Origin of the sequence: Pseudomonas reactans (assembly GCF_013387025.1) — a bacterium.
Lineage (GTDB): Bacteria > Pseudomonadota > Gammaproteobacteria > Pseudomonadales > Pseudomonadaceae > Aquipseudomonas > Aquipseudomonas reactans.
In genome coordinates this window covers 1-209 of record NZ_JACAQP010000061.1, presented here as the reverse complement: position 1 = coordinate 209, position 209 = coordinate 1, and the positions used below count along the sequence as shown (strand labels likewise).

Sequence of the window (209 nt, the reverse complement as noted above, 5' to 3'; positions counted from 1 at the left end):
TGCATCCAGCCTTCGTGAGAGCCGTCGAAGGCGAACGACATGAAGTGCAGTTCGCAGTCAGCCGGCGATGTTTCATAGCGCTCGCCGGTGGCGATGATGTGCGCCACCAACGGACCATGGGAGACTGCCACGCCTTTTGGCATGCCGGTGGAGCCGGAGGTGTAGATCACGTAGGCCAGGTTATCGCCGTCTAGCTTCACGTCCGGTGC

The 209-nt window shown here is 61.2% G+C and carries 1 protein-coding gene; it reads right to left on the bottom strand.

Going from position 1 to position 209, the window contains the following annotated elements; genetic code table 11:
- A partial coding sequence (locus HX793_RS31490) for an AMP-binding protein (protein ID WP_256733983.1) occupies positions 1 to 209 on the bottom strand: 209 nt, incomplete at both ends.